Origin of the sequence: Kitasatospora sp. NPDC058444, assembly GCF_042721415.1 — a bacterium.
Taxonomy (GTDB): domain Bacteria; phylum Actinomycetota; class Actinomycetes; order Streptomycetales; family Streptomycetaceae; genus Kitasatospora.
This window is the reverse complement of the sequence record NZ_JBHXLL010000052.1, coordinates 33,129-55,762: the sequence shown is the minus strand read 5'-3', so window position 1 is coordinate 55,762 and position 22,634 is coordinate 33,129. Positions and strand designations below refer to the sequence as shown.

Annotated in this window: 19 protein-coding genes; 10 read left to right on the top strand and 9 right to left on the bottom strand. The window is 73.3% G+C overall.

What is annotated here, in order from left to right:
• Nucleotides 1-116 precede the first annotated feature (116 nt).
• On the top strand, nt 117-1,061 hold the full coding sequence (locus ACFWP2_RS34760; protein ID WP_380459084.1) for a DUF5996 family protein: 945 nt from the start codon (nt 117-119) through the stop codon (nt 1,059-1,061).
• Nucleotides 1,062-1,076: 15 nt separating this feature from the next.
• Here the strand turns inward: ACFWP2_RS34760 and ACFWP2_RS34755 are convergent, their stop codons facing one another.
• Nucleotides 1,077-1,436 (bottom strand): UBP-type zinc finger domain-containing protein, encoded by a 360-nt coding sequence (locus ACFWP2_RS34755; RefSeq protein WP_380459081.1) that lies wholly within the window; start codon nt 1,434-1,436, stop codon nt 1,077-1,079.
• Nucleotides 1,437-1,748: 312 nt separating this feature from the next.
• Here ACFWP2_RS34755 and ACFWP2_RS34750 point away from each other — a divergent pair, with 312 nt between their 5' ends.
• Both ACFWP2_RS34750 and ACFWP2_RS34745 read left to right on the top strand, forming a co-directional pair.
• Nucleotides 1,749-2,018, top strand: coding sequence for a lipopolysaccharide assembly protein LapA domain-containing protein (locus ACFWP2_RS34750; RefSeq protein WP_380459078.1), 270 nt, complete (start codon nt 1,749-1,751; stop codon nt 2,016-2,018).
• Between the two features lie 209 nt (nt 2,019-2,227).
• The gene (locus tag ACFWP2_RS34745; protein WP_380459075.1) at nt 2,228-3,112 is read left to right on the top strand and encodes a RimK family alpha-L-glutamate ligase; all 885 of its coding nucleotides are present in this window, start codon (nt 2,228-2,230) and stop codon (nt 3,110-3,112) included.
• A gap of 542 nt (nt 3,113-3,654) precedes the next feature.
• Here the strand turns inward: ACFWP2_RS34745 and ACFWP2_RS34740 are convergent.
• Together ACFWP2_RS34740 and ACFWP2_RS34735 are read right to left on the bottom strand one after the other, a co-directional pair.
• Nucleotides 3,655-4,773 carry a fatty acid desaturase family protein gene (locus tag ACFWP2_RS34740; protein WP_380459073.1) on the bottom strand — a complete coding sequence of 373 codons (1,119 nt, stop codon included), beginning with the start codon at nt 4,771-4,773 and terminating at the stop codon, nt 3,655-3,657.
• 7 nt (nt 4,774-4,780) lie between these two features.
• Entirely contained in the window at nt 4,781-5,836 is a 1,056-nt protein-coding gene (locus tag ACFWP2_RS34735) for a ferredoxin reductase (RefSeq protein WP_380459070.1), read from the bottom strand.
• 88 nt (nt 5,837-5,924) lie between these two features.
• On the opposite strand from ACFWP2_RS34735, the gene ACFWP2_RS34730 reads away from it, so the two are divergent.
• Nucleotides 5,925-7,064: a PucR family transcriptional regulator gene (locus ACFWP2_RS34730; protein ID WP_380459068.1), complete on the top strand. Its 1,140-nt coding sequence runs from the start codon at nt 5,925-5,927 to the stop codon at nt 7,062-7,064.
• A 179-nt stretch (nt 7,065-7,243) separates the two neighbouring features.
• On the opposite strand, the gene ACFWP2_RS34725 is transcribed toward ACFWP2_RS34730, so the two are convergent.
• The gene (locus tag ACFWP2_RS34725) at nt 7,244-8,269 is read right to left on the bottom strand and encodes a saccharopine dehydrogenase NADP-binding domain-containing protein (RefSeq protein ID WP_380459065.1); all 1,026 of its coding nucleotides are present in this window, start codon (nt 8,267-8,269) and stop codon (nt 7,244-7,246) included.
• Between the two features lie 103 nt (nt 8,270-8,372).
• Between ACFWP2_RS34725 and ACFWP2_RS34720 the strand changes: the two genes are divergently transcribed.
• Entirely contained in the window at nt 8,373-9,308 is a 936-nt protein-coding gene (locus tag ACFWP2_RS34720; protein ID WP_380459062.1) for a helix-turn-helix domain-containing protein, read from the top strand.
• 311 nt (nt 9,309-9,619) lie between these two features.
• Here ACFWP2_RS34720 and ACFWP2_RS34715 read toward each other — a convergent pair whose 3' ends face one another.
• The 3 genes from ACFWP2_RS34715 to ACFWP2_RS34705 all read right to left on the bottom strand — a co-directional run bounded on the left by ACFWP2_RS34715 (nt 9,620) and on the right by ACFWP2_RS34705 (nt 12,066).
• Nucleotides 9,620-10,336, bottom strand: coding sequence for a flavodoxin family protein (locus tag ACFWP2_RS34715; protein ID WP_380459060.1), 717 nt, complete (start codon nt 10,334-10,336; stop codon nt 9,620-9,622).
• A gap of 58 nt (nt 10,337-10,394) precedes the next feature.
• Nucleotides 10,395-11,165 carry a carboxylesterase family protein gene (locus ACFWP2_RS34710; protein ID WP_380459108.1) on the bottom strand — a complete coding sequence of 257 codons (771 nt, stop codon included), beginning with the start codon at nt 11,163-11,165 and terminating at the stop codon, nt 10,395-10,397.
• A 115-nt stretch (nt 11,166-11,280) separates the two neighbouring features.
• Nucleotides 11,281-12,066, bottom strand: a complete 786-nt coding sequence (locus ACFWP2_RS34705) for a class I SAM-dependent methyltransferase (protein ID WP_380459058.1) — start codon at nt 12,064-12,066, stop codon at nt 11,281-11,283.
• A 222-nt stretch (nt 12,067-12,288) separates the two neighbouring features.
• On the opposite strand from ACFWP2_RS34705, the gene ACFWP2_RS34700 reads away from it, so the two are divergent.
• The 5 genes from ACFWP2_RS34700 to ACFWP2_RS34680 all read left to right on the top strand — a co-directional run bounded on the left by ACFWP2_RS34700 (nt 12,289) and on the right by ACFWP2_RS34680 (nt 20,341).
• Entirely contained in the window at nt 12,289-14,154 is a 1,866-nt protein-coding gene (locus ACFWP2_RS34700; protein WP_380459056.1) for an RNA ligase family protein, read from the top strand.
• Nucleotides 14,154-17,072, top strand: a complete 2,919-nt coding sequence (locus ACFWP2_RS34695; RefSeq protein WP_380459053.1) for a poly(A) polymerase — start codon at nt 14,154-14,156, stop codon at nt 17,070-17,072. The genes ACFWP2_RS34700 and ACFWP2_RS34695 overlap by 1 nt, the downstream gene beginning before the upstream one ends.
• A gap of 205 nt (nt 17,073-17,277) precedes the next feature.
• A complete protein-coding gene (locus ACFWP2_RS34690; RefSeq protein WP_380459051.1) occupies nt 17,278-18,198 on the top strand; it encodes a transglutaminase-like domain-containing protein in 921 nt (306 codons plus the stop codon).
• A 125-nt stretch (nt 18,199-18,323) separates the two neighbouring features.
• Complete coding sequence (locus tag ACFWP2_RS34685) at nt 18,324-18,917, top strand: ArsR/SmtB family transcription factor (RefSeq protein ID WP_380459049.1); 594 nt, start codon at nt 18,324-18,326, stop codon at nt 18,915-18,917.
• A 38-nt stretch (nt 18,918-18,955) separates the two neighbouring features.
• The gene (locus ACFWP2_RS34680; protein WP_380459046.1) at nt 18,956-20,341 is read left to right on the top strand and encodes an MFS transporter; all 1,386 of its coding nucleotides are present in this window, start codon (nt 18,956-18,958) and stop codon (nt 20,339-20,341) included.
• On the opposite strand, the gene ACFWP2_RS34675 is transcribed toward ACFWP2_RS34680, so the two are convergent.
• Together ACFWP2_RS34675 and ACFWP2_RS34670 are read right to left on the bottom strand one after the other, a co-directional pair.
• On the bottom strand, nt 20,331-21,530 hold the full coding sequence (locus ACFWP2_RS34675; protein WP_380459044.1) for a cytochrome P450: 1,200 nt from the start codon (nt 21,528-21,530) through the stop codon (nt 20,331-20,333). The two genes, ACFWP2_RS34680 and ACFWP2_RS34675, sit on opposite strands and share 11 nt — an antisense overlap.
• 89 nt (nt 21,531-21,619) lie before the next feature.
• The gene (locus tag ACFWP2_RS34670) at nt 21,620-22,597 is read right to left on the bottom strand and encodes a pentalenene synthase (protein ID WP_380459041.1); all 978 of its coding nucleotides are present in this window, start codon (nt 22,595-22,597) and stop codon (nt 21,620-21,622) included.
• Nucleotides 22,598-22,634 lie beyond the last annotated feature (37 nt).

Sequence of the window (22,634 nt, the reverse complement as noted above, 5' to 3'; positions counted from 1 at the left end):
ACGCTATGACTCATCGCAGTCGGCCGCGACCGCTGCTCCCGCCCCGCCTCCGTCTGCGCGTTCGGACCACCGTGGTCATCATGGAACTGCGGCCGAACGGGCAGGAGTGATGCGCGATGGAGCTGTTCCCGCCGATGCCGCTCTCCGAGTGGCGGGACACCAAGGAGACGCTGCACCGCTTCACGCAGGTGGTGGGCAAGATCCGCCTGACGGCGAGCGTGCGCCGCAACCACTGGTGGAACGTCCCCTTCCACCTCACCGGGCGCGGCATCACCACCCGGCCCATGGGACAGGTCGACGGCAACCCGATCTTCACCATCGACTTCGACTTCGTCGACCACCGGCTGGTCGTGGCGACGGCGGACGGCGGGACAGGGTCCTTCCCGCTCACCGGCCAGTCGGTGGCCTCGTTCCACCGGCAGACCCTGGAGGTGCTGGCGGCGCTGGACGTCCGGATGGAGCTCCGGGTCCCCCGGCCGTACCGGCTGGCCGACTCCGACCGGCCGTTCGCCGAAGACTTCGAGCACGCGACGTACGATCCCGCCTGGGCCAATCGCTACTGGCAGGTGCTCAGCCAGGTCGGGCTGGTGCTGGAGGAGTTCGCGGCGCGCTTCTCCGGCAAGGTCAGCCCCGTCCACCTCTTCTGGCACTCACTCGACATCGCCCACACCCGGTTCTCCGGACGCACCGTCGACCAGCCGGCGCAGGTGGACCCCGTCACGCGTGAGGCGTACTCCCGGGAGCTGATCAGCTTCGGGTTCTGGTTCGGGGACGAGAACCTGGGCGAGGCGGCCTTCTACTCCTACACGACCCCCGAGCCCGCGCATCTGGCCGACGACCCGCTCACACCTGCATCCGCCCGGTGGACCGAGCTCAACGACAGCCACCTGGCGGTCCTTCGCTACGACGCGGCCCGGGCCGAGGCCGATCCGAGAGCAACCGTGCTCGGCTTCTACGAGAGCGCCTACCAGGCCGGAGCCGCCCGGGCCGGCTGGGATGTCGACAACCTCGCCTGCCCGGGCGGGATCACCGACCCGCGCCTGCACGCTCCACCGCTCTGAGCACGTCCGAGCAGGTCAGTGCAGCTGCGACTGCCAGTCGGCGGGGACCTTGCCCAGCGGGCCGGGCGTCGGCTGCGAGGCCGGGTGCGCGACGGGCGCCGCCAGCTCCGGCCCCTCGTAGTACTCCTCGGTCTCGACGTTCCACAACCACGCCTCGCCGGGCTCGAAGCTGGCCAGGAACGGGTGCCCCGCCTCCCGGGCGTGCCTCGTGCCGTGTTGCGAGGGTGAGGAGTCGCAGCATCCGATGTGCCCGCACGCGGCGCATCGCCGCAAGTGGAACCACCACCCCGGACCGTCCCCCGCCAGGCACTCCACACACCCGTCCCCGCTCGGCCGCGCGGCGGGATCGATCCCGCGGATCGTGCTGTCAGCCATCGGACACGCCTCCCGGTGAGGGCTCGGCCGGGCGCCGGTTCGGAACACCGACGCCGGAGCCGAAGCCGTCGGACCGTCTATCCGTATCCCAACCAGCAGGTCCGCTCGGAGATTCCGCGACGAGCCCGGCCCGGCGATGGCCTCGGTGGCCGCGGAGGTCTTGAACCGCCCGCGCCCCGGTCACGGACCACGGCCGCGCCGAGGACGACGGCCCCCGACCAAGGGCGTCCCGCGCCCGGCTCCCGCACCGACCCTGGGCCCGCACCGGCACCTTCCGGGGACGAATCGCGCAAATCGCCCGATACTGAAACCATGCCGCAGAACGCCAGCACGCACCACGAGCCGTCGCGTCTCACGGTCAAGGGCCGCGAGGTACGGCTGCGCACCATCGCCATGGCCGTCATCGCGGTCCTGGCCGTCTGGTTCATCGCGGTCAACACGGCCTCGGTGACCATCACCCTGTGGATCTCCGACGTCACCATGCCGCTCTGGGTCGTCCTGACCGTCACGATCTTCGTCGGCATGCTGATCGGCGTCTTCCTGACCCGCCGCCGGGCCGCCCGCAAGTCGGCCCGACAGTGATCGCGGAGCCCGGACGGCGAAGCCCGGAGCCCGCCCGGCAGCCCGAGCGCGGACTGCCCCGTTCCGTCGCCGTGCTGCCCTAGCGGCCGGCGACGGAGTACACCACGACGGAGCGGCTACGCGACGGAGTGCACCGCGGCCGAGCGCTTCCCGACGAAGTGCTTCCCGCTTCTCCGACAGCGGGCAGAGGTGGATGGCGGGAGAGTTGCATGAGCGTTGCCAGGGTCGCGGTCGTGACCAGCGGGGCTGGCCTGGAGCATGACGTGGATCTCCCGCTGATCGTGGACACGCTGCGCGCCGACGGGTTGTCGGCGGAACCGGTGGTGTGGGACACGGCCTCGGTGACCTGGGAGCGGTTCGACCTGGCGGTCATCCGGTCCGCCTGGGATTACGTGGAACGGCTCGACGAGTTCCTGACCTGGGCCGACGCCACTGCGGGTGTCACCCGGCTGTGGAACCCCGCGTCCGTCGTCCGCTGGAACAGCGACAAGCACTACCTGGGGGAGCTCGCCCGGCGCGGCGTCTCCGTCGTGCCGACGCGGTTCCTCGAACCCGGGAGAGGGATCACCCCGGCCGACTTCGACGGGGCGGACGGTGTGGTGGTCAAGCCGGCGGTCTCCGCGGGTGCCCTGGACACCGCGCGCTACGAGCCTGGACGGCACGCGAATGCCGCCCGTCACGCCCGGATGCTGCTGGACCGGGGCCGCAGCGTGATGGTCCAGCCGTACCTGCCCCGGGTCGACGAGGGAGAGCGCGCTCTGGTCTTCGTCGGCGGCGCCTTCAGCCATGCGATCCGCAAGGACCCCCTGCTGACGGAACCGGGGGTGATCGACAACGACCTGGTGCCGCATCTCGGCGTTGCGCCGTACCGGCCGACCGAGGCGGAGATCGGTACCGCGGTGGCGGCTCTGGCAGCGGTGCCGTCGCCGGTTGCACCGCTGTTCGCCCGGGTGGATCTGGTGCTGTGCAACGCCGGGGAACCGGTGGTCCTGGAACTGGAGCTCATCGAACCGAACCTGTTCCTTCAGCTTGATCCGGAAGGGCTGGGGCGTTTCGCCGAAGCCGTGGCAGCGCGAGCCGGAGCACCGCACTGATCCTGCGCTTGGCACAGACGTGCGAGGAGAAGGCCTGCACATCAAGCGGCGGGTGGCCCCCGACCGACACCGCATATGGTGAAGCACTGGTCGGTCGGACAGTCTGGATGGCGGAAATGCGCTTGGGCAAGGACAGGAAAAGCACTGCGGAACCTCCCGTCTTAACCCATTGACTGGGAACGGGTCAGGGAGTTCGTCATCAGCGACGTCGAGCGGCCGGCCACCCCGACGCCAGCCGCCTGCTCTGCCACATCGGCGAACCGCGAGAGGTCGACGGCGAGCGGCACCATCCCGTTCACGACGGACGAGGACTGCTCATCGGAACCCTCCGTCGGATCCCGCCCAAGCGCCCGACGCCGGCCGGCGCCTGATCGGCGAGGCATGGCATCGCCAACGATGGCAAGCCGCACGACTGGTGGGTGGGCGGACTGCTGAGGCCCTGGTGCTCGGGCGGGTGCTTCGCCGGCCGCGTTCGCTCTTGTGCGGGGAGGTTCCCGGCTCGGACGGTTCCCGGCTCGAAAGGCCTGAACTGATACCGGGAATCAGGCGGCGACGAGCTCATGCTCGCGGTCCGGCATCTTGACCTTGGGCTTCCTGTTCGGCAGCGAGAGCCGGAAGACCTTGTGCCACGCGGAGAACACCTGCTTGGGCAGCGGCCCGGTGACGTACTCCAGCTCGTACTTCTCGAACAGCGCCCGCACCTTCACCGCGACCTCGCCGTACCGGTTGCTCGGCAGGTCCGGGAACAGGTGGTGCTCGATCTGGTGCGACAGGTTGCCGGTCATGAAGTGCATGGCCTTGCTGCCGCTGATGTTCGCCGAACCCATCATCTGGCGCAGGTACCACTGGCCGCGCGTCTCGCCCTTGATCGACTGGCGCTCGAATACCTGTACGCCCTCGGGGAAGTGCCCGCACATGATCACCGAGTGGGTCCAGAGGTTGCGGACCAGGTTCGCGGTGAAGGTGGCGGCGAGTGTGGTGAGGAACGACGGGCCCGAGAGCAGCGGGTGGATCACGTAGTCCTTGAGCGCCTGCTTGCGGATCTTGCGGCCCACGGCCTTGGCCCGCGCGCGGAACTCCGGGTCCTTGCGGCGGCGCTTGTGCAGGTTCTTGCCGAGCTCCAGGTCGTACGCCGCGATGCCGTACTCGAAGAAGCAGGCGTTGAGGAAGTTCCACAGCGGCTGGCCGAGGTGGAAGGGGCGCCACTTCTGGTCCTCGTCGACGCGCATGATCCCGTAGCCGAGGTCGTTGTCCTTGCCGATCACGTTGGTGTACGTGTGGTGCAGCTCGTTGTGCGAGTGCTTCCACTGCTCGGACGGCGAGACGTGGTCCCACTCCCAGGTGGTGGAGTGGATCTTCGGGTCCCGCATCCAGTCCCACTGGCCGTGCAGGACGTTGTGGCCGATCTCCATGTTGTCCATGATCTTCGCCACGGACAGGCCGGCGGTGCCGAGCAGCCACGCGGGCGGGAAGATCGAGAACAGCAGCACGCCCCTGCTGGCCAGCTCGAGCTTGCGCTGCGCCGAGATGACCTTGCGGATGTAGGCGGCGTCCTTCTCGCCGCGGTTGGCGATCACCTCGTCGCGGATCGCGTCCAGCTCGCGGCCGAGCTCCTCGATCTGCTCCGCGGTCAGGTGGGTGGTGGGGTCGATGGCGGTCAAGGTGCTTCTACCGTTCGATGTCGCAGGGGCCCGCCGCGGCGGACACGCAGGTCTGGATGAGGACGCCCGGCTCGGCCTCGGTGATCTCGCCGGTGCGCAGGTCGCGGACGGCGCCCGCCTTGAGCGGCGTGACGCAGCCGAAGCAGATGCCCATGCGGCACCCGGAGGGCATGAGCACGCCGGCCTCCTCGCCGATGTCCAGCAACGACGTGGCGCCGTCCGCGTCGACGGCCCTGCCGGTGGCGCTGAACGTGACCTCGCCGCCCTCGCCGGCGACGACGATGCCGGGGCGGAAGCGTTCGGTGCGCAGTCGCACTCGGACGCCGTGCTCGGTCCAGTGCTCCTCCGCGGCATCGAGCAGGCCCGCGGGCCCGCAGGCCCAGGTCTCGCGCTCGGCCCAGTCGGGCACGAGTTCGCCGAGACGGGCGACGTCGAGCCTGCCGTCCGTCTCGGTGTGCACCTCGGTGAGGCGCAGCCTGCCGTCCGCGACCAGGCCGTGCAGTTCGTCGCGGAAGATCACGTCTTGCGGCCGCGGCGCGCAGTGGACCATGACGACGTCGGCGAACTCGTGGTCGCGCAGCATGCCCATCACGGGCGTGATGCCGCTGCCGGCCGTCAGGTAGAGCACCTTGGCGGGCTTGGCCTGCGGCAGCACGAAGTCACCGGTCGGCTGGTCGAGCTGGACCAGTGTGCCCGGTGTCGCCCTGTGGACCAGGTGGTTGCTGACCTTGCCGTCCGGGATCGCCTTCACGGTGATCGTGATGCGGCCGCCCGGGCGGTTCGTCGGCGAGGTGAGGGAGTAGGCCCGCCACAGGCGCCTCCCGTCGACATCGACCCCGATCCGCACGTACTGACCGGCCGTGTGGCCCCGCCAGCCCCGCCCCGGCCTGATCACGACGGTCGCGGCATCACCCGTCTCGGGGTGCACGGCCTCGATGCGTCCCCGCAGGTCGGCGCCCGCACGCAGCGGGCTGACCAGGTCGAGGTAGTCCGACGGCAGCAGCGGCGTCGTGACCATCTCCAGCAGTTTCCATGCCCTGCCGCGGAGGGTTGCACTCGTCATGACTCCAGCTTGCTGCGCCTTGGGGCGTAAAGTCCTGACCGTAGGACGTGAATCTGGTCGGCTGAATTGTTCGTGGGGAACAAAGAACGTGAGCCATGCCATCCGGAGGGCCAGCGAGCTGGTCCTGGACGAGACGACGGTCACCGCGCTTCGGGCCGCGCTGACGTCTACCGCCGACGAGGTCGTCGAGGCGATCATCGACGAGGTCCCTCCCTATGCCAACGCCCTTTCGGGCCGCATGGGCGCCACCATCCGCCGAGCCGTCCGCACCGCCCTGGGGCACTACCTGGACCTCGCGAGCGGGAACGCCACGGGTGGCGACGCCGGTGACGCGGCCTACGAGCTGGGCCGCGGCGAGGTGCGCGACGGCCGTTCGATGGACGCCCTGCTCAGCGCCTACCGCGTCGGCGCCCGCGTGGCCTGGCGGTGCCTGGCAGCGGGTGCCGTACCCGCGGGTCTGCCCGCCGCCGAGGTCGCCAAGTTCGCCGAGCTGACCTTCGCCTACATCGACGAGCTCTCCGCCGCGAGCGCCGCGGGCCATGCCGACGAGCTGGCCGCCCGGGGCAGGGCCCGGGAGCGCCACCTGGAGCACCTGGCCCGCGACCTCCTCGCCGGCGCGAGCCCGGACGTGTTGCTGGCCTCTGTCCACCGGGCCGGGTGGCAGCCTCCGGTCTCGCTGACCGCGGTCCTGCTGCCGGCCGCCCAGGCCCGGCCCGCCTACCGCGCGCTCGACCCGAGCACCCTCGTCCTCGACGATCTGCCGGACGCCACCGGTGTGCTGCTCGTCCCCGACGCCGACCGATCACATCTCCTGCGGCAGCTGACCGACCGCACCGCCGTGGTCGGCCCGGCCCGGCCATGGACTCGTGCGTCCGCCTCGTACGCACGAGCCGTACGCGCGCGTTCCCTCTCACCTGATATCCGCGACACCGAGGACCACCTGCCCGAGCTGGTGCTGAGCGCCGACGTGGACGCCTTCGCGGACCTGCGGGCCCGGGCCCTCGCACCATTGCGGACCCTGCCCGTCGCGACCGCACGGCGGCTGGAGGAGACGTTGCGGGCGTGGCTGCTGCACCAGGGCAGACGGGAAGAGGTGGCGGCGGCGTTGTTCGTCCATCCCCAGACGGTCCGTTACCGGATGTCGCAGCTGCGGGAGCTGTTTCCGGATCTCGCATCGCCACACCGGGTCCTCGAACTGACGCTGGCGGTGGGTCTTCGGGCCGGCTGACGCCTCCGCCGACCGTCCACGATCGCGTCCGCGAGCGGTCCGGCAATCATGCTCTCGTTCTCGGTGTCGTCAGCCGGCTCGGGCGGTTCTCCGAGGGGCGGTTCTCCGAGGGGCGGAGCGGCGAGGGGCGGAGCGGCGAGGGCGAAGCCGCTTCGCTTCGAGAGCGTCCGCGCTCGGCCTCAGCCGGCCAGGTCCACGGCCAGGTGGCCGGAGAGGGCCCGCAGGAAGTCGACCGCGTCGAAGGCCTCGCCCGCGGCGGCGACCCCGACCGCCCGGGTCCGCCCGGTGAGGATGCGGTGCACCGCCTCCACCGCGAGGGGTGCCGAGATGGCGTAGATGTCCCGCCCCCGGGCCGCCGCCCGGCGCTGCCTGCCGCCGGACCGCACCACCACGTCGACCAGGAAGGTCTGGTCGGAGCGGCCCTGCTCGTCGGCCGCGACCGGCGCCGGCGTCTGCGGGGCGGCGAGGTCCCGGACCGCCTCGACGGTCATGTAGCTGTGCAGGTCGGTGACGGCCAGGTGGCTCGGCACGGTGACGATGTCCGCCATGGCGAACTCGCCGATGACCGGACGGACGCCCAGCGGCTCGGGGAAGTCCCACTGCAGGGCGGGCAGCTCGTCCTGGTGGTACGTCAGCCGGCCGCCGGTGTGGCGCAGCCTGCGGTCGCCGCGCCGCTCCCGCGAGACCGTGCCCGACAGCCGGGTGCCCGGGGTGGGGTGCCAGCTGCTCAGCCCGTAAGCGATGTGCACCTCGTCGGCTGCCGTCCAGTCGCCCATCGCGGCGGTGGCCAACAGGTCGCCGAGGCCGCCGTAGAAGGCCATCGCGGGCACCACCACGGTGCCCGCGGCCCGGGCGCGGTCGGCGAACCGGTCGAAGGTGTCCAGGTTGGCCTCGATCTCCGCCGCCACGTCCACGTACGCGATCCCGGCGCGCAGCGCCGTCTCTATCACCGGGGCGACGGTGCCGGCGAACGGCCCCGCGCAGTTGATCACCGCGTCGGCGCCGGCCAGCGCGCGGTCCAGCGAGTCCGCGTCCTCGACCGAGGCCGGCCGCGCCTCACTGCCGGGGTGCCCGGCCGCCAGCGCCGCCAGCTTGCCGGCGTCCCGGCCGACCAGCACCGGGTGGAAGCCCCGCTCCCGCAGCTGCGCCACCACGAACCGCCCGGTGTGCCCGTACGCCCCGAACACCGCGACCGTCTGTCCCATGGCTGTGCCTCTTCCCTGTTCGATTCCCGTTGTCCGCGATCCTGGTCGGGGCGGGCCCCGGGCAGTGAGTGTCCGGAACGACACGGCTCGTACAATTCCGGACATGACTTCCGTCGCACTGGCTGTCACCGACGGCATGCTGCACTTCGAACTCTCCCTGGCGCACGAGGTCTTCGGCTCACGCCCGGACGCCCTCACCGGCCCCTGGTACGACCTGGCGGTCTGCGCTGCGGGCCCGGTCCGGGTGGAACGGTTCCGCCTGGAGCCCGACCACGGCCTCGACCGGCTGGCGGCCGCCGACACGGTGATCGTCCCGGGATGGGCCGACGTGGACGTGGACCCGCCCGCCGAGCTGATCGACGCCGTGCGCGCGGCCCACCAGGCGGGGGCGCGCGTCGCCTCCCTCTGCACCGGCGCGTTCGTCCTGGCCGCCGCCGGACTGCTGGACGGCCGGCGGGCCACCACGCACTGGGCCCACACCGACGTGCTGGCCGCTCGCTACCGGCGGGTGACGGTGGATCCGGACGTGCTCTATGTGGACAACGGCAGCGTGCTCACCTCCGCGGGCAAGGCCGCCGCGATGGACCTGTGCCTGCACCTGGTCCGCCTCGACCACGGTGCCGCGGTCGCCAACACCGTCGCCCGCCGCCTGGTGGTGCCACCGCACCGGGACGGCGGCCAGTCCCAGTTCGTCACCACTCCCGTGCCCGCCCCGGAGAACCACCCGCTCGCCGAACTCCTCCCGTGGGTACTGGAGCGGCTCGACCAGCCGCTGACGGTGCAGGACCTCGCCCGGCAGGCCCGCATGAGCTCGCGCCACCTGGGCCGGCACTTCCGGTCGGTCACCGGCACCACACCGCTGCAGTGGCTGCTCGTCCAACGCATCCGCCGCGCGCAGGAGCTGCTGGAAACCACGAGCGACGGGATCGAGCGGATCGCCGGCGCGACCGGAATGGGCACGGCCACCACGCTGCGCCGCCACTTCCACCGCACCGTCGGCGTGCCCCCGGACACCTACCGCCGCACGTTCCGCTCCTAGCCGAGCCGTTCCGACGTGACAGGGTGGGCGGATGACGACGAGCCGCGAGTACTCATCCGATCTTCCCACCGGACCGCGGTCGGACACCGCCCCGGCCCACGGAGATCTCATCGCGGCGAAGGCACTCGTCTACGCCCCCTGCGGGTCACCTGCTCGCAGCCGGCACCCGAAGCCGAAGGTGCCGCTTACGCCGCCCACGGGTTCGCCCTTGACGGCCTCTCCATCCGGTTCCGTGCATAGTGGCAAAGGCTCTCGATCAGCTTGCGGGTGGTGGCCAGGCTTCCAGCCCCACCCAACAAATGACCGGCGGCTCAGCGGTGCTCGGGGTTCTCGAAGTCGAAGCGGCAGCCGGCGTCCCACTCGGAGCGCTGGTTGCCGTGCGCGGGGACGCCGCCGGCGTCCTTCAGCATCCTGGCCAGATGGAGCTGGTTCCACGTCATGAAGGTGGCGTTGCGGTTGGTGAAGTCGTTCTCCGGCCCGCCCGACCCGGGGTCGAGGTAGGACGGGCCGGGGCCCGCCTCGCCAACCCAGCCGGCGTCCGCCTGGGGCGGGACGGTGTAGCCCAGGTGCTGGAGGCTGTAGAGCACGTTCATCGCGCAGTGCTTGGCGCCGTCCTCGTTCCCGGTGATCAGGCAGCCGCCGACCCGACCGTAGTAGGCGTACTGGCCCTCGGAGTTGAGGATCGACGAGCAGGCGTAGAGCCGCTCGACGACCTTCTTCATCACCGAGGAGTTGTCGCCCAGCCACACGGGTCCGGCGAGGGTGAGGATGTCGGCGGCCATGACCTGGGAGTAGACGACGGGCCACTCGTCGGTCTCCCAGCCGTGCTCGGTCATGTCGGGCCAGACGCCCGTGGCGATGTCGAGGTCGACCGCGCGCAGTACCTCAACCGCGACGCCCTGGCGTTCCAGGATGCCGGTGCTGACGTCGATCAGGCCCTGGGTGTGGCTGCGCTCCGGCGAACGCTTCAGCGTGCAGTTGATCACCAGGGCGCGCAGGTCGGCGTACGACGTCGTCGGGTCCGGCACGGGGCTCCTCCTCCAGATGCTGCGGGAGACCGGTCGGGCCACGGACTCCCCGCACAGCTCACCAGCCCCGCGCGGTGGACGCTCGCTGAGCTGGGCCGCTTGCCTGACGGCGCGCCGTCCGGTCGACCGACCGGTGGCCGAGCCGGGCTGTCTGAACCGCGCTCAGCGGTCTTCCGGGGGCGGTCGACCGCGGATCGGGCCGCCCCTGGCTTCGGAGACGCGACGCGAACGGTGCCCTGGTCGGGTGCTCCGGGTCGGCGTCGCGTGGGCATGCCGGGCGGCGGCCCTGTGCTGGGCTCCGCCGCTTCGCGGTCAGCGAAGGCCGTGCCACAGAAGTCGTTCGGGCCGGGCGGGGTCGTGATGGACGGCGGGTGCGGTGGCGTCCAGGAACATGACGGACCGACCGGGCAGGTAGGCGGGCCAGGGTGGCAGGTGACCGCTGGTGGGGCGGCCGACGGGCGAGCCCGGAGCCGTCGTAGGTGGGCAGCGAGCCGGACCCGTTGCGGAAGGCGCCACCGTGGATCCACACCATGACGGGCAGCCCTTCGCCTGACCGGTGCGGCGAAGGCGTCCAGACGTTGAGGTTGAGGCAGGCCTCGCCGTGGGGGCCGGCCTCCACGAGAAGGCCCGCCATGGCCGGGGCGTAGCCCGGCTGCGGTGCGCTCGGCCCGTGGACGAGCGCGTCGCGCACCCCGCTCCACGGCTCGCAGGCCCGCGGCGGACGCATCCGGTTCGCACCGAACGGCGGTGCCGCGTACGGGATGCCCAGGAAGGACGCCGTTCCGTCGTGGAGGCGACCGCGGACCTGACCGCGACCGGTGCTGACCATGACACTGCTCATCGGGATGTCCGGTTTCGGAAGTGCACGGGATGTTCGGGGGTGTTCGGAGGTGTTCGAGGCGTAAGGAGCCTTCCTCCCGACCGGCACGACCGCAACCGAAATATCAGGCCTGGGCGGCCCGGCGGATGATGAGCATGTCCTGGGTGTGGCCGATGGCGAAGCCGCCGGCGGGGAGGGCGAAGTGGTCCTGGACGTAGGCGGTCAGGGCCGTGCGGGAGGGGCGGGGGTCGAGGGTGGCCAGGTCGGCGACGTTGACCATGAACTCGGCGACGTCCACCGCCTCGGCGAGGTGGGGCGTGCGGTAGTGGAGGTCGAGGGTTTCGAGGGCGTAGCGGTGTTCGGGCTGGTGCTCGCGCAGGCGGTCGGCGAGCGGGGCGAGGTCGTAGCGGACGCCGGTGAAGTGCGCGGCCATCCGCATGCAGGGGCTCTCCGGGTTCTGGAGCACGACCAGGAGGGTGCCGCCGGGGGCCGTCCAGTCCAGGGCGCGGGTGACGGTGCCGAACCAGTCCGTCTCGGGCACGTAGTAGAGGACGTGGGAGAGGTGGACGAGGTCGGCCCGCTCGGGCGGGTCGGCCTTGTCGAGCGGGTCCGGGAGGACGAGGGCCTCGGGGCAGGTGGCGGTGAGCTTCTCGCGCATCGCGGCGCTGGGTTCGACCGCGATGGTGCGGTCGAAGGAGCGGCTGAGGTAGGCGGTGGTGCGGCCGTCGCCCGCGCCGAGGTCGAGCAGGACCCGGCGGTGCGGCAGGGCGGTCACGATCTCGCCGAGCCGGGCGTGGGTGATCGGCTTCTCGTCCGTTCCGGCGAGGAAGAGTTCGAACGCCCGGCGGTAGTCGGCGCTCGTCACGTCCAGCACCCGGACCGGGTCCGCGTCCTTCGTCCTCGTCTCCACCGGTGGGCCTCCCCTGTTGACGACGTGTCGGGTCGCGCCATTGGATCCCAAGGGCGCGGCGAGGCGGTGCAGGGACGTTCCTGCCCGCGTGGCGTTCAGGTCTTTCGGCAACCCGAGGCCCACCTTTCAGCCCCACCTTCAGACCCGCCTTAAATCGGTGGCCCGGGCCTCGCGGCCGCTCCTACAGTGTCGGCCGGATCAAGAACGCCCAGGGAGCCGGACATGCGTGTGCACTACCCCAGGACGCCGCATCTGCCCTGGTCACCGGGCGCGGCGGCGGACGACGTACGGACGGGGGACCTGTCCGGGCTGGCCGGCGTCGAGGTCGTCGTCACCGAGAAGCTCGACGGCGAGAACACCACGCTCTACCGCGACGGCCTGCACGCCCGCTCGCTGGATTCCGCCCACCACCCCTCCCGCGCCTGGGTGAAGGGACTCCAGGGCCGGATCGCCCCGCGCATCCCGGCGGGCTGGCGGATCTGCGGCGAGAACCTGTTCGCCCGGCACTCGATCCCGTACACCGACCTGGAGAGCTGGTTCTACGGCTTCTCGGTCTGGACGGGCGGCAAGCACGACGGCCGGAGCCACGGCGGGAACGACGGACCGGACAACGCCCGGAACGACGGCCGGGACCACTGCCTGGACTGGGACGACACCGTCCGCTTCCTGCGCCGCCTCGGCATCCCCACCCCCCGGGTGCTGTGGCGCGGCCGGTACGACGAACGGGCCCTGCGTGCCCTGCGGTTGGACCTCGACCGGCAGGAGGGGTACGTGGTGCGGACGGTCCGGGGCTTCCCCCGGGACGAGTTCGGCGAGCGGGTCGCCAAGTGGGTGCGCCCGCGGCACGTGCGCACCGACACCCACTGGATGCACGCCGCCGTGGTGGAGAACGGGCTCGGCCCGAGCGCCGCGCTCTGGGCCGTACGCTCCGGCGCGCTGCCCGAACCCGCCGCCCTCGCGGCCGCTCTGGACCTCCCCGAACTCACCTGCCCGACCGAGGAGTTGGCCGAGGTTTCGGCCCGGCTGGACGAACTCGGCCGGGGCGGGGACGCCCGGCTGGCCGGCGTGCTCGCCACCGCGCTGCGCACCGCCCGCCGGCAGTCGCTGGCGCCCCGGCTGGCCGGCCCGCTCGGGCTGCCGCTGGCCCGGCGGGTCGCCGACCTGGTCGGGCTGCATCCGGCGCTCCAGCAGCCGTACCCGGACGAGGAGCGCCGCGCCGGGCTGGTCCGGCTCTCGGCCGCCGCCGACCTCGGGGTGCTGCACGCCGTCGCCGCGACCGCCGCCCCCGGGCGGGTGGAGCGCGAGCAGGTCGCCTGGTCGGCGCTGTACGCCGAGGACGCCGGGCTGCTCGACGGGGCGCCGCTCGCCCGGCTGCGGACCGGGCTGCGCGAGGCGCTGGCCGGTCTGGACCGCGACGCCGCCGACCGCTGCTGGGCCCAGGCCCGCGAGGCGTACGCCCTCGGCCGGATCGCCACCGCCGAGGAGGCCGTGGCGGCCACCTGGCGCTGGCGCCACGGCCGCTTCCCCCGACTGGTCCACCTGTGCGGCCCTTCCGGCAGCGGCAAGAGCAGCTTCGCCGCCGGGCTCGCCGGGGTGACCGCCCGGATCAGCCTGGACGACCTGCGCGCCGCCCGGGGCTCGCGCGCCGACCAGCGCGACAACGCCGAGGTGCTGCGTGAGGGGCTGGCCCGGCTGGACGCCGCCCTGGCCGCCCCGGGCACCCTGGGCACCCCGGGCTACGGCGAGGCGGCCGCGGTCACGGAGGCGGCTGCCGGGACGGCCGCGAAGGCGGCCACCGTGGTCTGGGACGCGACCTCGCTCAACCGCCTCCAGCGCTCCCACGTCCACGCCGTCGCGCAGCGCCGCGGCGCCCTGGTCACCCAGGTGGTGCTGGTGGTAGGCGAGGACGAGCTGGTACGGCGCAACGCCGTCCGGCCGCACCCGGTGCCCGCCGAGGTGCTCACCGCGCAACTGCACCGCTTCGGCCCGCCCTACCCGGGCCAGGCGCACCGCACCTGGTACGTCGGCCCCGGTGGCACCGTGGAGGACACGGCGGGCACGCTCGACGAGAGGGACGAGGAGGAGTGATGCGCCCCATCGAACAGATCTGCCAGCGCATCCGCTGGGACGCCCGCTTCGACCCGGCCCGCTTCACCCTGGGTGTGCGCCAGCGCGACGACCGCACCAAGCGCGTCCCGCTGGAGGCCTTCGCCGCCTCCGGCGAGATCCCCTGGCACCGGGTGCACTGGGTCGAGGCGGACGGCGTACGGGTCTGGGACCGCGCCTCGGGCGTGGACCTGCTCGACACCACCGAGGCCGGGCGTCGCACCGACCCTGCCCGGCTGCCCTCGCCCTTCTTCACCGCGACCACCCCGCACGCCTGGCACCCGGGCGGCGGCTGGCGGCCCGCCGGCACCGGCCCGGACGCCACGGCTGCCCTCGACTTGCACGTGGCCACTGGCCCACGCGTCGCCACCGGCCTGAACGTGGCCACCGGCCTGCGCGTGGTCACCTGGAACACCCTGTGGGACCGCTACGACGCCGACCGGATCGCCACCGCCCGCCGCAGGCCCCTGCTGCTCGCCGCGCTGGAGGCCGCCGACACCGACGTCATCGCCCTCCAGGAGGTCGAGCCCGCCCTGGTCGCCCTGCTGCTGGCGGCCCCCTGGGTCCGCGCCGGGTACACCCTGGGCGCCGACCCGCTCGGGCCGGACGTCGACGACCACGGCCTGCTGCTGCTCAGCCGGCTGCCGGTGCTGGCGGCCGGACGGCACGCGCTGGGCCCGCACAAGGCCGTCACCGCCCTCTCGGTACGGACGAACGGCGGCACGCCGCTGACCGTCGCCGCCGTCCACCTCAGCAGCGACCACTCGCCGGACGGCGCCGCCCGCCGCCAGGCCGAACTCGCCCGACTCGCCGAGGGATTGGCCGGTGTCGAGGGCGAGCTGCTGCTGCTCGGGGACTTCAACGACGGCCGCTCCGGCCCGTCCGGCCCGGCCGCAGCGCTCGGCCTGCGGGACGCCTGGACGCAGGTGCACGGACCGTCCGACGACACCCCCACCTTCGACCCGACGGCCAACCCGCTCGCCGCGGTCTCCTCGCTGACCGGCCGCCCGGGCCGCCTGGACCGCGTCCTGCACCGCGGCGACGGCACCCGCGCCACCGCGGCCGTCCTGCTCGGCGACCGCCCCGACGAGGACGGGCTCCTCCCCTCCGACCACTACGGCGTGGCCGTGGACCTCCTGCTCGACGGCGAGGACCTCGGCACCGGCTCACCGGACGTCCTCGACGCCGCGCCCACCGCCCGCACCGCCGTCGCCTGGCTGCCACCCGAGGAGCTGTGGCCGCCGATCCAGCGACTGCGCGAGGCGTACGACCCGCAGCTGCGCCGCTGGCCCCCGCACGTCAACCTGCTGTTCGGCTTCGTTCCGGAGGCCGACTTCGACCGCGCACTGCCGCTGCTGGCCGCGGCCGCCGCCGAGGTGGTGCCGTTCACCGCGCGACTGGAGGGCGTGCGCACCTTCGGCCACCGCGAGGACGCCACCGTCTGGCTGGACCCGGCCGCCGACTCCCCCACGCCCTGGGCGACGCTGCGGCAAGCGCTGGAACGGCGCTTCCCCCGCTGCCACGGCCGGGCTCGGGGCTTCACTCCGCACCTGAGCCTCGGGCGCAGCGACGACCCGCAGCGCGTGGCCGCCGACTGCGCGGCCCGGCTCACCGGGGTCTCGGCCCGGGTCGGCGAGCTGGTGGTGCTCTCCCGTCGGGGCGCCGAGCCGATGCGGCCACGCGCGATCGTCTCGCTGGGGACGGGTGAGGTGCGGCCGGCGCCCGAGCAGCCACTCGCCTCCCCGTCCCGCGAGTCGGCTCAACGCACCTCCACCGCACGGGCGTTGGCCGAGCGCGTCGCGGAAGCCCTGCCCGAGGGCGTGGTGCACACCGTCGGCTCCCGGCGGCTCGGCTGCCAGCTCGACGGGGCCGACCTGGACCTGGTGGCGGCGCTGCCCGGCCCCGCCGACCTGCCCGCCGTCCGCGCCCGACTGGCGGCCGCGCTGCCGGGGGCCCGGGGGCTGCGCGAGGTGCGCGGCGCCCGGGTGCCGGGGCTGCGGCTGACCGCCGACGGCCTGGCGGTGGACCTCGTGGTGGTCTTCACCGGCGCTCTCGATCCGGCCCAGGCCGTCGGCCGCCGCACGGAGTTGGGCGAGGCCGAAGCCGTCGCGCTGAGCGCGGTCACGGACGCCGAGGCGATCCTGACGGCGCTCGGCGACCGGCACGCCCGCTTCGTCCGGCTGGCGCGCCAGGTCAAGGCCTGGGCCCGGGCGCGCGGCCTGGACTCCGCGCCGTTCGGCCAACTCCCCTCACTCGCCTGGTCGGTGCTGGTCGCCCGGACGGTCCTGGAGGCGGCCGAAAGCCCCGAGGAGGACCTCTTCCGGCGCTTCACCGAGACCTGGGCGAGCTGGGACTGGCGCCGGCCCGTCGCCCTCACCGGCGACCCGACACCCGCCGGCCCGGGCCCGGGCCCGCTCACCGTCCTCACTCCCTCCGCCCCGGTCCGCAGCTGCACCACCCAGGTCGGCGCCGACACCCGCGACCTGGTCACCGAGGAGCTCTACCGCGCCTGGGAGCTGACCACCGAGGCCGCCGAGGCGAACGAGGCAGGCCAGGCAGGCACCGAACCCCCGTGGCGCACCCTGCTCGCCGCTCCCCCGCTGCACCGCCGGCACGCCGCCTGGGCCGTGGTCAGCACCGACGAGGAGTCACTGGGCCTCGTCCGGGGCCGCATCCGCGCCCTGCTGGCCGCCCTGGAGGAGGCGGGGGCCACCCGGCTGCACGCCTGGCCCCACCCGTACCGGACGGCCGACGGCCGCGCCCACCTCCCGATCGGCCTCGGCCCCGCACCGCTCTCCGCCGCCCGGCTCGCCCCGCTCACCGAGGCCTGGTCCCGCACCCTGCCCGGCGTCCGGGTCGAGCACCTCGACGGCGGCGGCGCCCCCACCCCGACCCGCTGAACCGCACCGCGCCACCGCCCAACCACCCAACCGATCCATCCCGATCGGCCGGACCACGCTCACCCACGGGACAGCCCCCACCCACCGAACCACCCCCCACCCCCGAACCACCAGGATCAGCCGAACCAGCCCTGCCCATCGGTCTCTTCTGGACAATCACCCCCGAAATTTGCCACGGTGAGGACCAGCGGCCCAGCCATCGATCATGCGGCCGAAGCCCCATGGGAGTTCCCCCGTGCCCTCCGCCGACTTCCCCGCCTTCTATCTCGGGCAGAGCGCCTTCTCCGACCCCGGAACCCACCTCCCCCGTTACACCGAGCTCCCCAAGGACCCCCGCCAACTGTCCCGGATCGCCCGGAACCTGATCATCCATCGCCTCGAAGGCCGGCTGTTCCACCACCACATCCCGACCAGCCGGCTCCACCACGACGCCGAGACCCGCTACCTCGACGACATCCTGCACCTGATCACCGAGCGCGACCCGGCCCCGCTCAGCCACCCCCGGGCACCCGCCGACCGCTTCGTCGGCGTCTGCCGGGACCTGGCGCTGCTTCACTGCTCCTTCCTCCGCCACGTCGGCATCCCGGCCCGGTTGCGCTGCGGCTTCGCCGACTACCTCGGCCCGGACGGCTTCCACGGCGACCACGTGGCCACCGAGTACTGGGACGACCGGAGGGGCTGGCTGCTCGCCGATCCGCAGCTGGCCGACCCGAGGGTCGCCGCCGCCTGGCGGGTGGACTTCGACCCGATGGACGTCCCGCGCGACCGCTTCCTGGTCGCCGGCCGTGCCTGGCGCACGATCCGCGCGGACCGGGCCGCCGCCGGCTCCTTCGGCGTCCACCCGCCCGAGGAGGGCCCGCTCAACGGCGCGTGGTTCGTCGCCCACTCCACCCGGCTCGACCTCGCGGCGCTGAACAAGGTCGAGACGCTCCTCTGGGACACCTGGGGCACCGGCTCCACCAACACGCCCCACGCCCCGTACGACGAGGTCGCCCACCTGACCGTCGGCCCGGTCGACCTCCCCGCCGTCCGCCGCCTCTTCGCCGAGCACGACGCCCTGCGCACCCCGAAGACGGTCCTGTCCCTGGCCCCCTTCAATGGCCCCCGCGAGGTCACCCTGCGCTGACGCCACCCACCGCCACCATCGACGACGAGCCCTCCACGAGCGAACCCGACGAACCGGCCGGACGGGCCATATCGAGATCTGAAATTTTTATTGCGCAACTTTTCCTTCAGATCTATCGTCGAGGCATGCCCGAGAAGCCCCGGCCCGACCGGATCACCGACCTGTCCCGCTTGAAGGCGTTCACCAACCCGCTGCGGATGCAGCTCTACCGCCTGCTCTACGCCGCCGGGAGCGCGACCGCCTCGCAGCTCGCCGAGCAGGTCGACCAGGCGCCGTCCCTGGTCAGCTACCACCTGCGCAAGCTCGCCGAGCAGGGCTTCGTCACCGAGGCGAGCACCCGGAGCACCGACGGCCGGGAGCGGTGGTGGCAGGTCGCCTCCGAGGAGGGCTGGGGCTTCCGGGAGTCCGACCTCGCCAGCACGCCCGAGGGCGCGGCCGTCGTCGGCGCGGTGACCAAGGGCCTGGTCGACTCCCGGGCCGCCCAGTACCGCGCCTACCTCGACCAGAGCTCCGCCTGGGGCAAGGAGTGGACCGACGCGGCCTTCACCTCGGAGTGGCTGCTCGACCTCACGGCGGCCGAACTCGCCGAGCTGGAGCAGGAGTTGCAGGCCCTCGGCCGGCGCTGGCGGGAGCGCGGCAAGGCTGCCGGGGCGGCCGGCGACTCCGCGGGCCGCGAGCACGTGTCCGTCCACCTGTACGGGTTCCCCTTCCGCCCCTGACACCGGCGCCGCCGTGTCCCCGACCGCCGGAGTCCCCCATGGCCCTCGCGGAACCGCCCCTCCCCCACCGAGCCTCCGTGCCGCCCGCCCACCGCGACGCCAACGTGCTGCGCTGGCTCACCGCGTACACCGCCTCGCTGATCGGCGACAGCGTCTACTTCGCCGCCCTCGCCTGGTCCGCCCAGCGCTCCGCCGGCCCCACCGAGGTCGGCCTGGTGATGGCCGCCGGCGCCGCGCCGCGCGCCCTGCTCATGCTCGGCGGCGGTGTCCTGGCCGACCGGCTCGACCCGCGCAGGGTGATCCTCGGCAGCGACGCCGTGCGCTGTCTGCTCATCCTCGCGGTGGCCGCCGCCATCGCCCTGACCGCGCCCGCACTCTGGCTGCTGGTCGCGGTGGCGCTCGTCTTCGGTGCCGTGGACGCCCTGTTCGTTCCCGCCGTCGGCGCTCTCCCGCCCCGGATCACCAGCCCCGACCAGCTGGCGCGGGTCACCGGCCTGCGCTCGCTGTCGATGCGCCTGGGCCAGATCGCCGGACCGCCGCTCGGCGGCCTGGCCATGGGGCTGGGCGGCCCGGCCGCCGCCTTCGCCACCGCCGGCCTGCTGTTCGCGTTCTCCCTGCCGCTCCTGCTCTCGGTGCGGATCAGCCCGCTCGAAGCACCCGCAGGTGACCTTCCCTCGAACGGCGCGCCCTCGAACGGCGCGCCCTCGAACGGCGCCCCGAACAACAGGACCTCGGGCACCGCGCGCGCCGACCTCCTCGACGGGCTGCGCTACCTGCGCCGCCACCGCCTGATCGGCCCGCTGGTGGTGGCCGGTGCGGTCTGCGAACTCGGCCTCACCGGCACCCTCAACGTCGGCATGGTGCTGCTCAACGCCGAGCGCGGCTGGGGCCCGTCCGGCTACGGCTGGATCGTCGGCTGCTTCGGCGCCGGGGCCGCCGCGAGCGCCGCGCTGCTCGCCGTCGCCGGGCGGCTTCCCCGGGCCGGGCTGACCATGGCCTGTACCCTGCTGGTGGGCAGCGTCGGCGCGGCGGCCATGGCGCTCGTGCCGCAGCTGTGGACCGCCGCCGTCCTCGCCTCCCTGGTCGGCCTGAGCGCAGGCGTCTTCGGGAGCCTGGACAGCGCCCTGATCCAGACTTCCGCCGACCCCGCCTACCTGGGCCGGGTCACCTCCGTCACGATGCTCACCATGGTCGGCCTCGCCCCGCTCAGTTACCCGCTGGTCGGCGCCGCCATCGGGGCCTGGGGCAGTGCCCCGGTCTTCGTCGGCTGCGGCGCCCTCTCCTGTCTGGGCGCCGCCCTCGCCCTCGCCTCTCCCGCCGTCCGACAAGCCGAACTCCCCCGCGCGGAACCGCCCCGCGCGGCCGCCCGCCGGACGTCCTCCACCGGGCGCGGTCGCCGCCCCGGCAGCCCGGTCACCAGGTGACCGGGAGCGCCTCGACGCCGTAGACCGTCGAGCCCTCGCGGAAGCGCAGTTCGGCCTCGGGCACGGCGAGCCGCAGGGTCGGGAAGCGGCGCAGCAGGGCCGGCAGGGCCACCTTCAGTTCCAGCCGGGCCAGTTGCTGACCGAGGCACTGGTGGGCGCCGAAGCCGAAGGACAGCTGGGCGACCGGGCGGCGGTGCAGGTCGAGGTCGTCCGGGCGCTCGGGCACGAGCTCGGGGTCGCGGTTCGCGGTCAGCGGGGAGAGCAGGACGTGCTCGCCGTCGGCGATCCGGTGGCCGTTGACCTCGACGTCGGCCACGGCGGTGCGCAGCAGCGGCGCGGGGATGGCGAGGTGGCGCAGCAGTTCCTCCACCGCCGTGCCGGTGACCTCGGGGTCGTCGCGGAGGGCGGCGAGCTGGTCCGGGTGGCGGAGCAGTGCGAGCACGCTCAGGGCGAGCTGGGTCGCGGTGGTCTCGTGTCCTCCGACCAGGAGGGTGGTGCCGAAGCCGATGAGCTCCTCGTCGGTGAGCTCGGCACCGTGCCGGCGCACGACCGCGCCCAGCACGCCGGCTCCGGGGGTGGCCCGGTTGCGGGCGACGATGTCCGCCATCGCGGCGTTCAACTCGGCCGAGGCGGCCACCAGTTGTGCGGCGTCGGCGGTCCCGTCCATGATCACCTGCGAGCAGCGCTGGAACATCGCCCGGGTGCCGTACGGGACGTCGAGCAGTTCGCAGATCGCCAGCGAGGGGATGGGCAGGGCGAAGGCCTCGACCAGGTCGACGACCGGCCCCCGCTCCGCCATGGCGTCGAGGTGCTCGGAGACGATCGTCTCGATCGCGGGCCGCAGCCCCTCGACCTGGCGGACGGTGAAGCTGCCGGTGAGCATCCGGCGCAGGCGGGCGTGGTCCGCGCCGCTGTAGGCGGGCAGGAAGCCCGGGTGGTTGAAGAGGGTGCGCGGCAGCATCGGGTCGATGCCGTTGCCCGTCACCAGGCGGTCGTCCGCGAAGGCGGCCCGGACGTCGGCGTCGCGGGTGAGGACGACGGCCTCGATCTCGCCGCGCACCGGGTGGGTGACGCGCAGCCGCGGCAGGCCGTCCTCCTCGCGCATCCGGCGGAGGTCCGGCGACGGGTCGAACGGGCAGGTCCGGTCCCGTTCGGAGGCGACGAAGGACGCCGAGCGGCGGTCGGGCATGGTGCGGGCTCCTCAGCTGGATCGGTCCGGGTCCGGTCCGGATGCGGTCCGGGCACGCGGTCAGGCGGTGGGAGGCGGGAGGCGTCGGCCTACCCGTGGTACCGGGTGGAGGCGTGGTGCCAGTCGTAGGCGCCGCGGATGGTGGTCTGCAGCGCCTCGGTGCAGTAGCGCCGCAGCAGGTCGCGTTCGGCCGGGTCGAGGTGGCCCGTCGCCGTGCTGTCGAGCAGGGCCCGGTGGGCGCCGGTGAACAGCTCCAGGGCTTCGCCGCGGCGGCGCAGGGCCCGGTCGAGTGCTTGCGCCCGGGTGAGTCCGTGTTCGCGTTCCAGGCAGAGCACCAGGTTGTTCTGCTCCCCCTGGGCCGCGTCCTTCTCCAGGGAGACGATGTCGTTGTCGCAGATGATGAAGGTCTTGGTCATCTCGCGCATGACGGACAGGTGCGGCAGCGCGTACAGGTGGTCGGGCAGGACGCAGGAGGACAGCCGCTCGGCGAGGTCGACGACCGGTGCCACCCCGATGGTGTGGCGCCGGACGCGCAGGTAGGTGCTCAGCGGCATGGGCGCGCCGGACTGCCGGCTGCGCGCCTCGTGGACGTGGTGGTCGAGGTAGGAGGACCAGTGGACGGCCGATCGCCGGATCCAGTCCTCGGGCATGCCCTGGCAGCTGCGGCGTCGCATGTCGGCGAAGGCGGCGGCCAGCGGCAGCGGGGACGCCTGGCCGGTGACGCCCTCCCGGACGAGTCCGACGAGGTGGCGGACCCGCTCCGGCGTGCCGCCCCACTGTTCGTCGAGCGCGTCGTCGAAGAGGAAGTACCAGCTCTGCTGGTCGACGCCGAGGTCCAGTTCGCTCCCGGTGGCGTTGGGGTAGAACATGGCCGCGATCAGCGGGAACTGGCCCTTGAGGTGGTGGGCCCGCTCCGCTTCCGTGGCGAGGAAGCCGAAGGAGCGCGGCCAGTCGAGGTGGCGGTCGTGGGCGGCCCGGAAGTCCGGGCTGATCCGGCGCGGGAAGGGGAGCGGGTCGAGGGCCGGGGTGTCGGGGCCCGGGGAGAGGATCTCTGCCGTGGTCGTCATGGTGGGGCGCACCTCCGGGGACGGGGCCGGTTCAGGG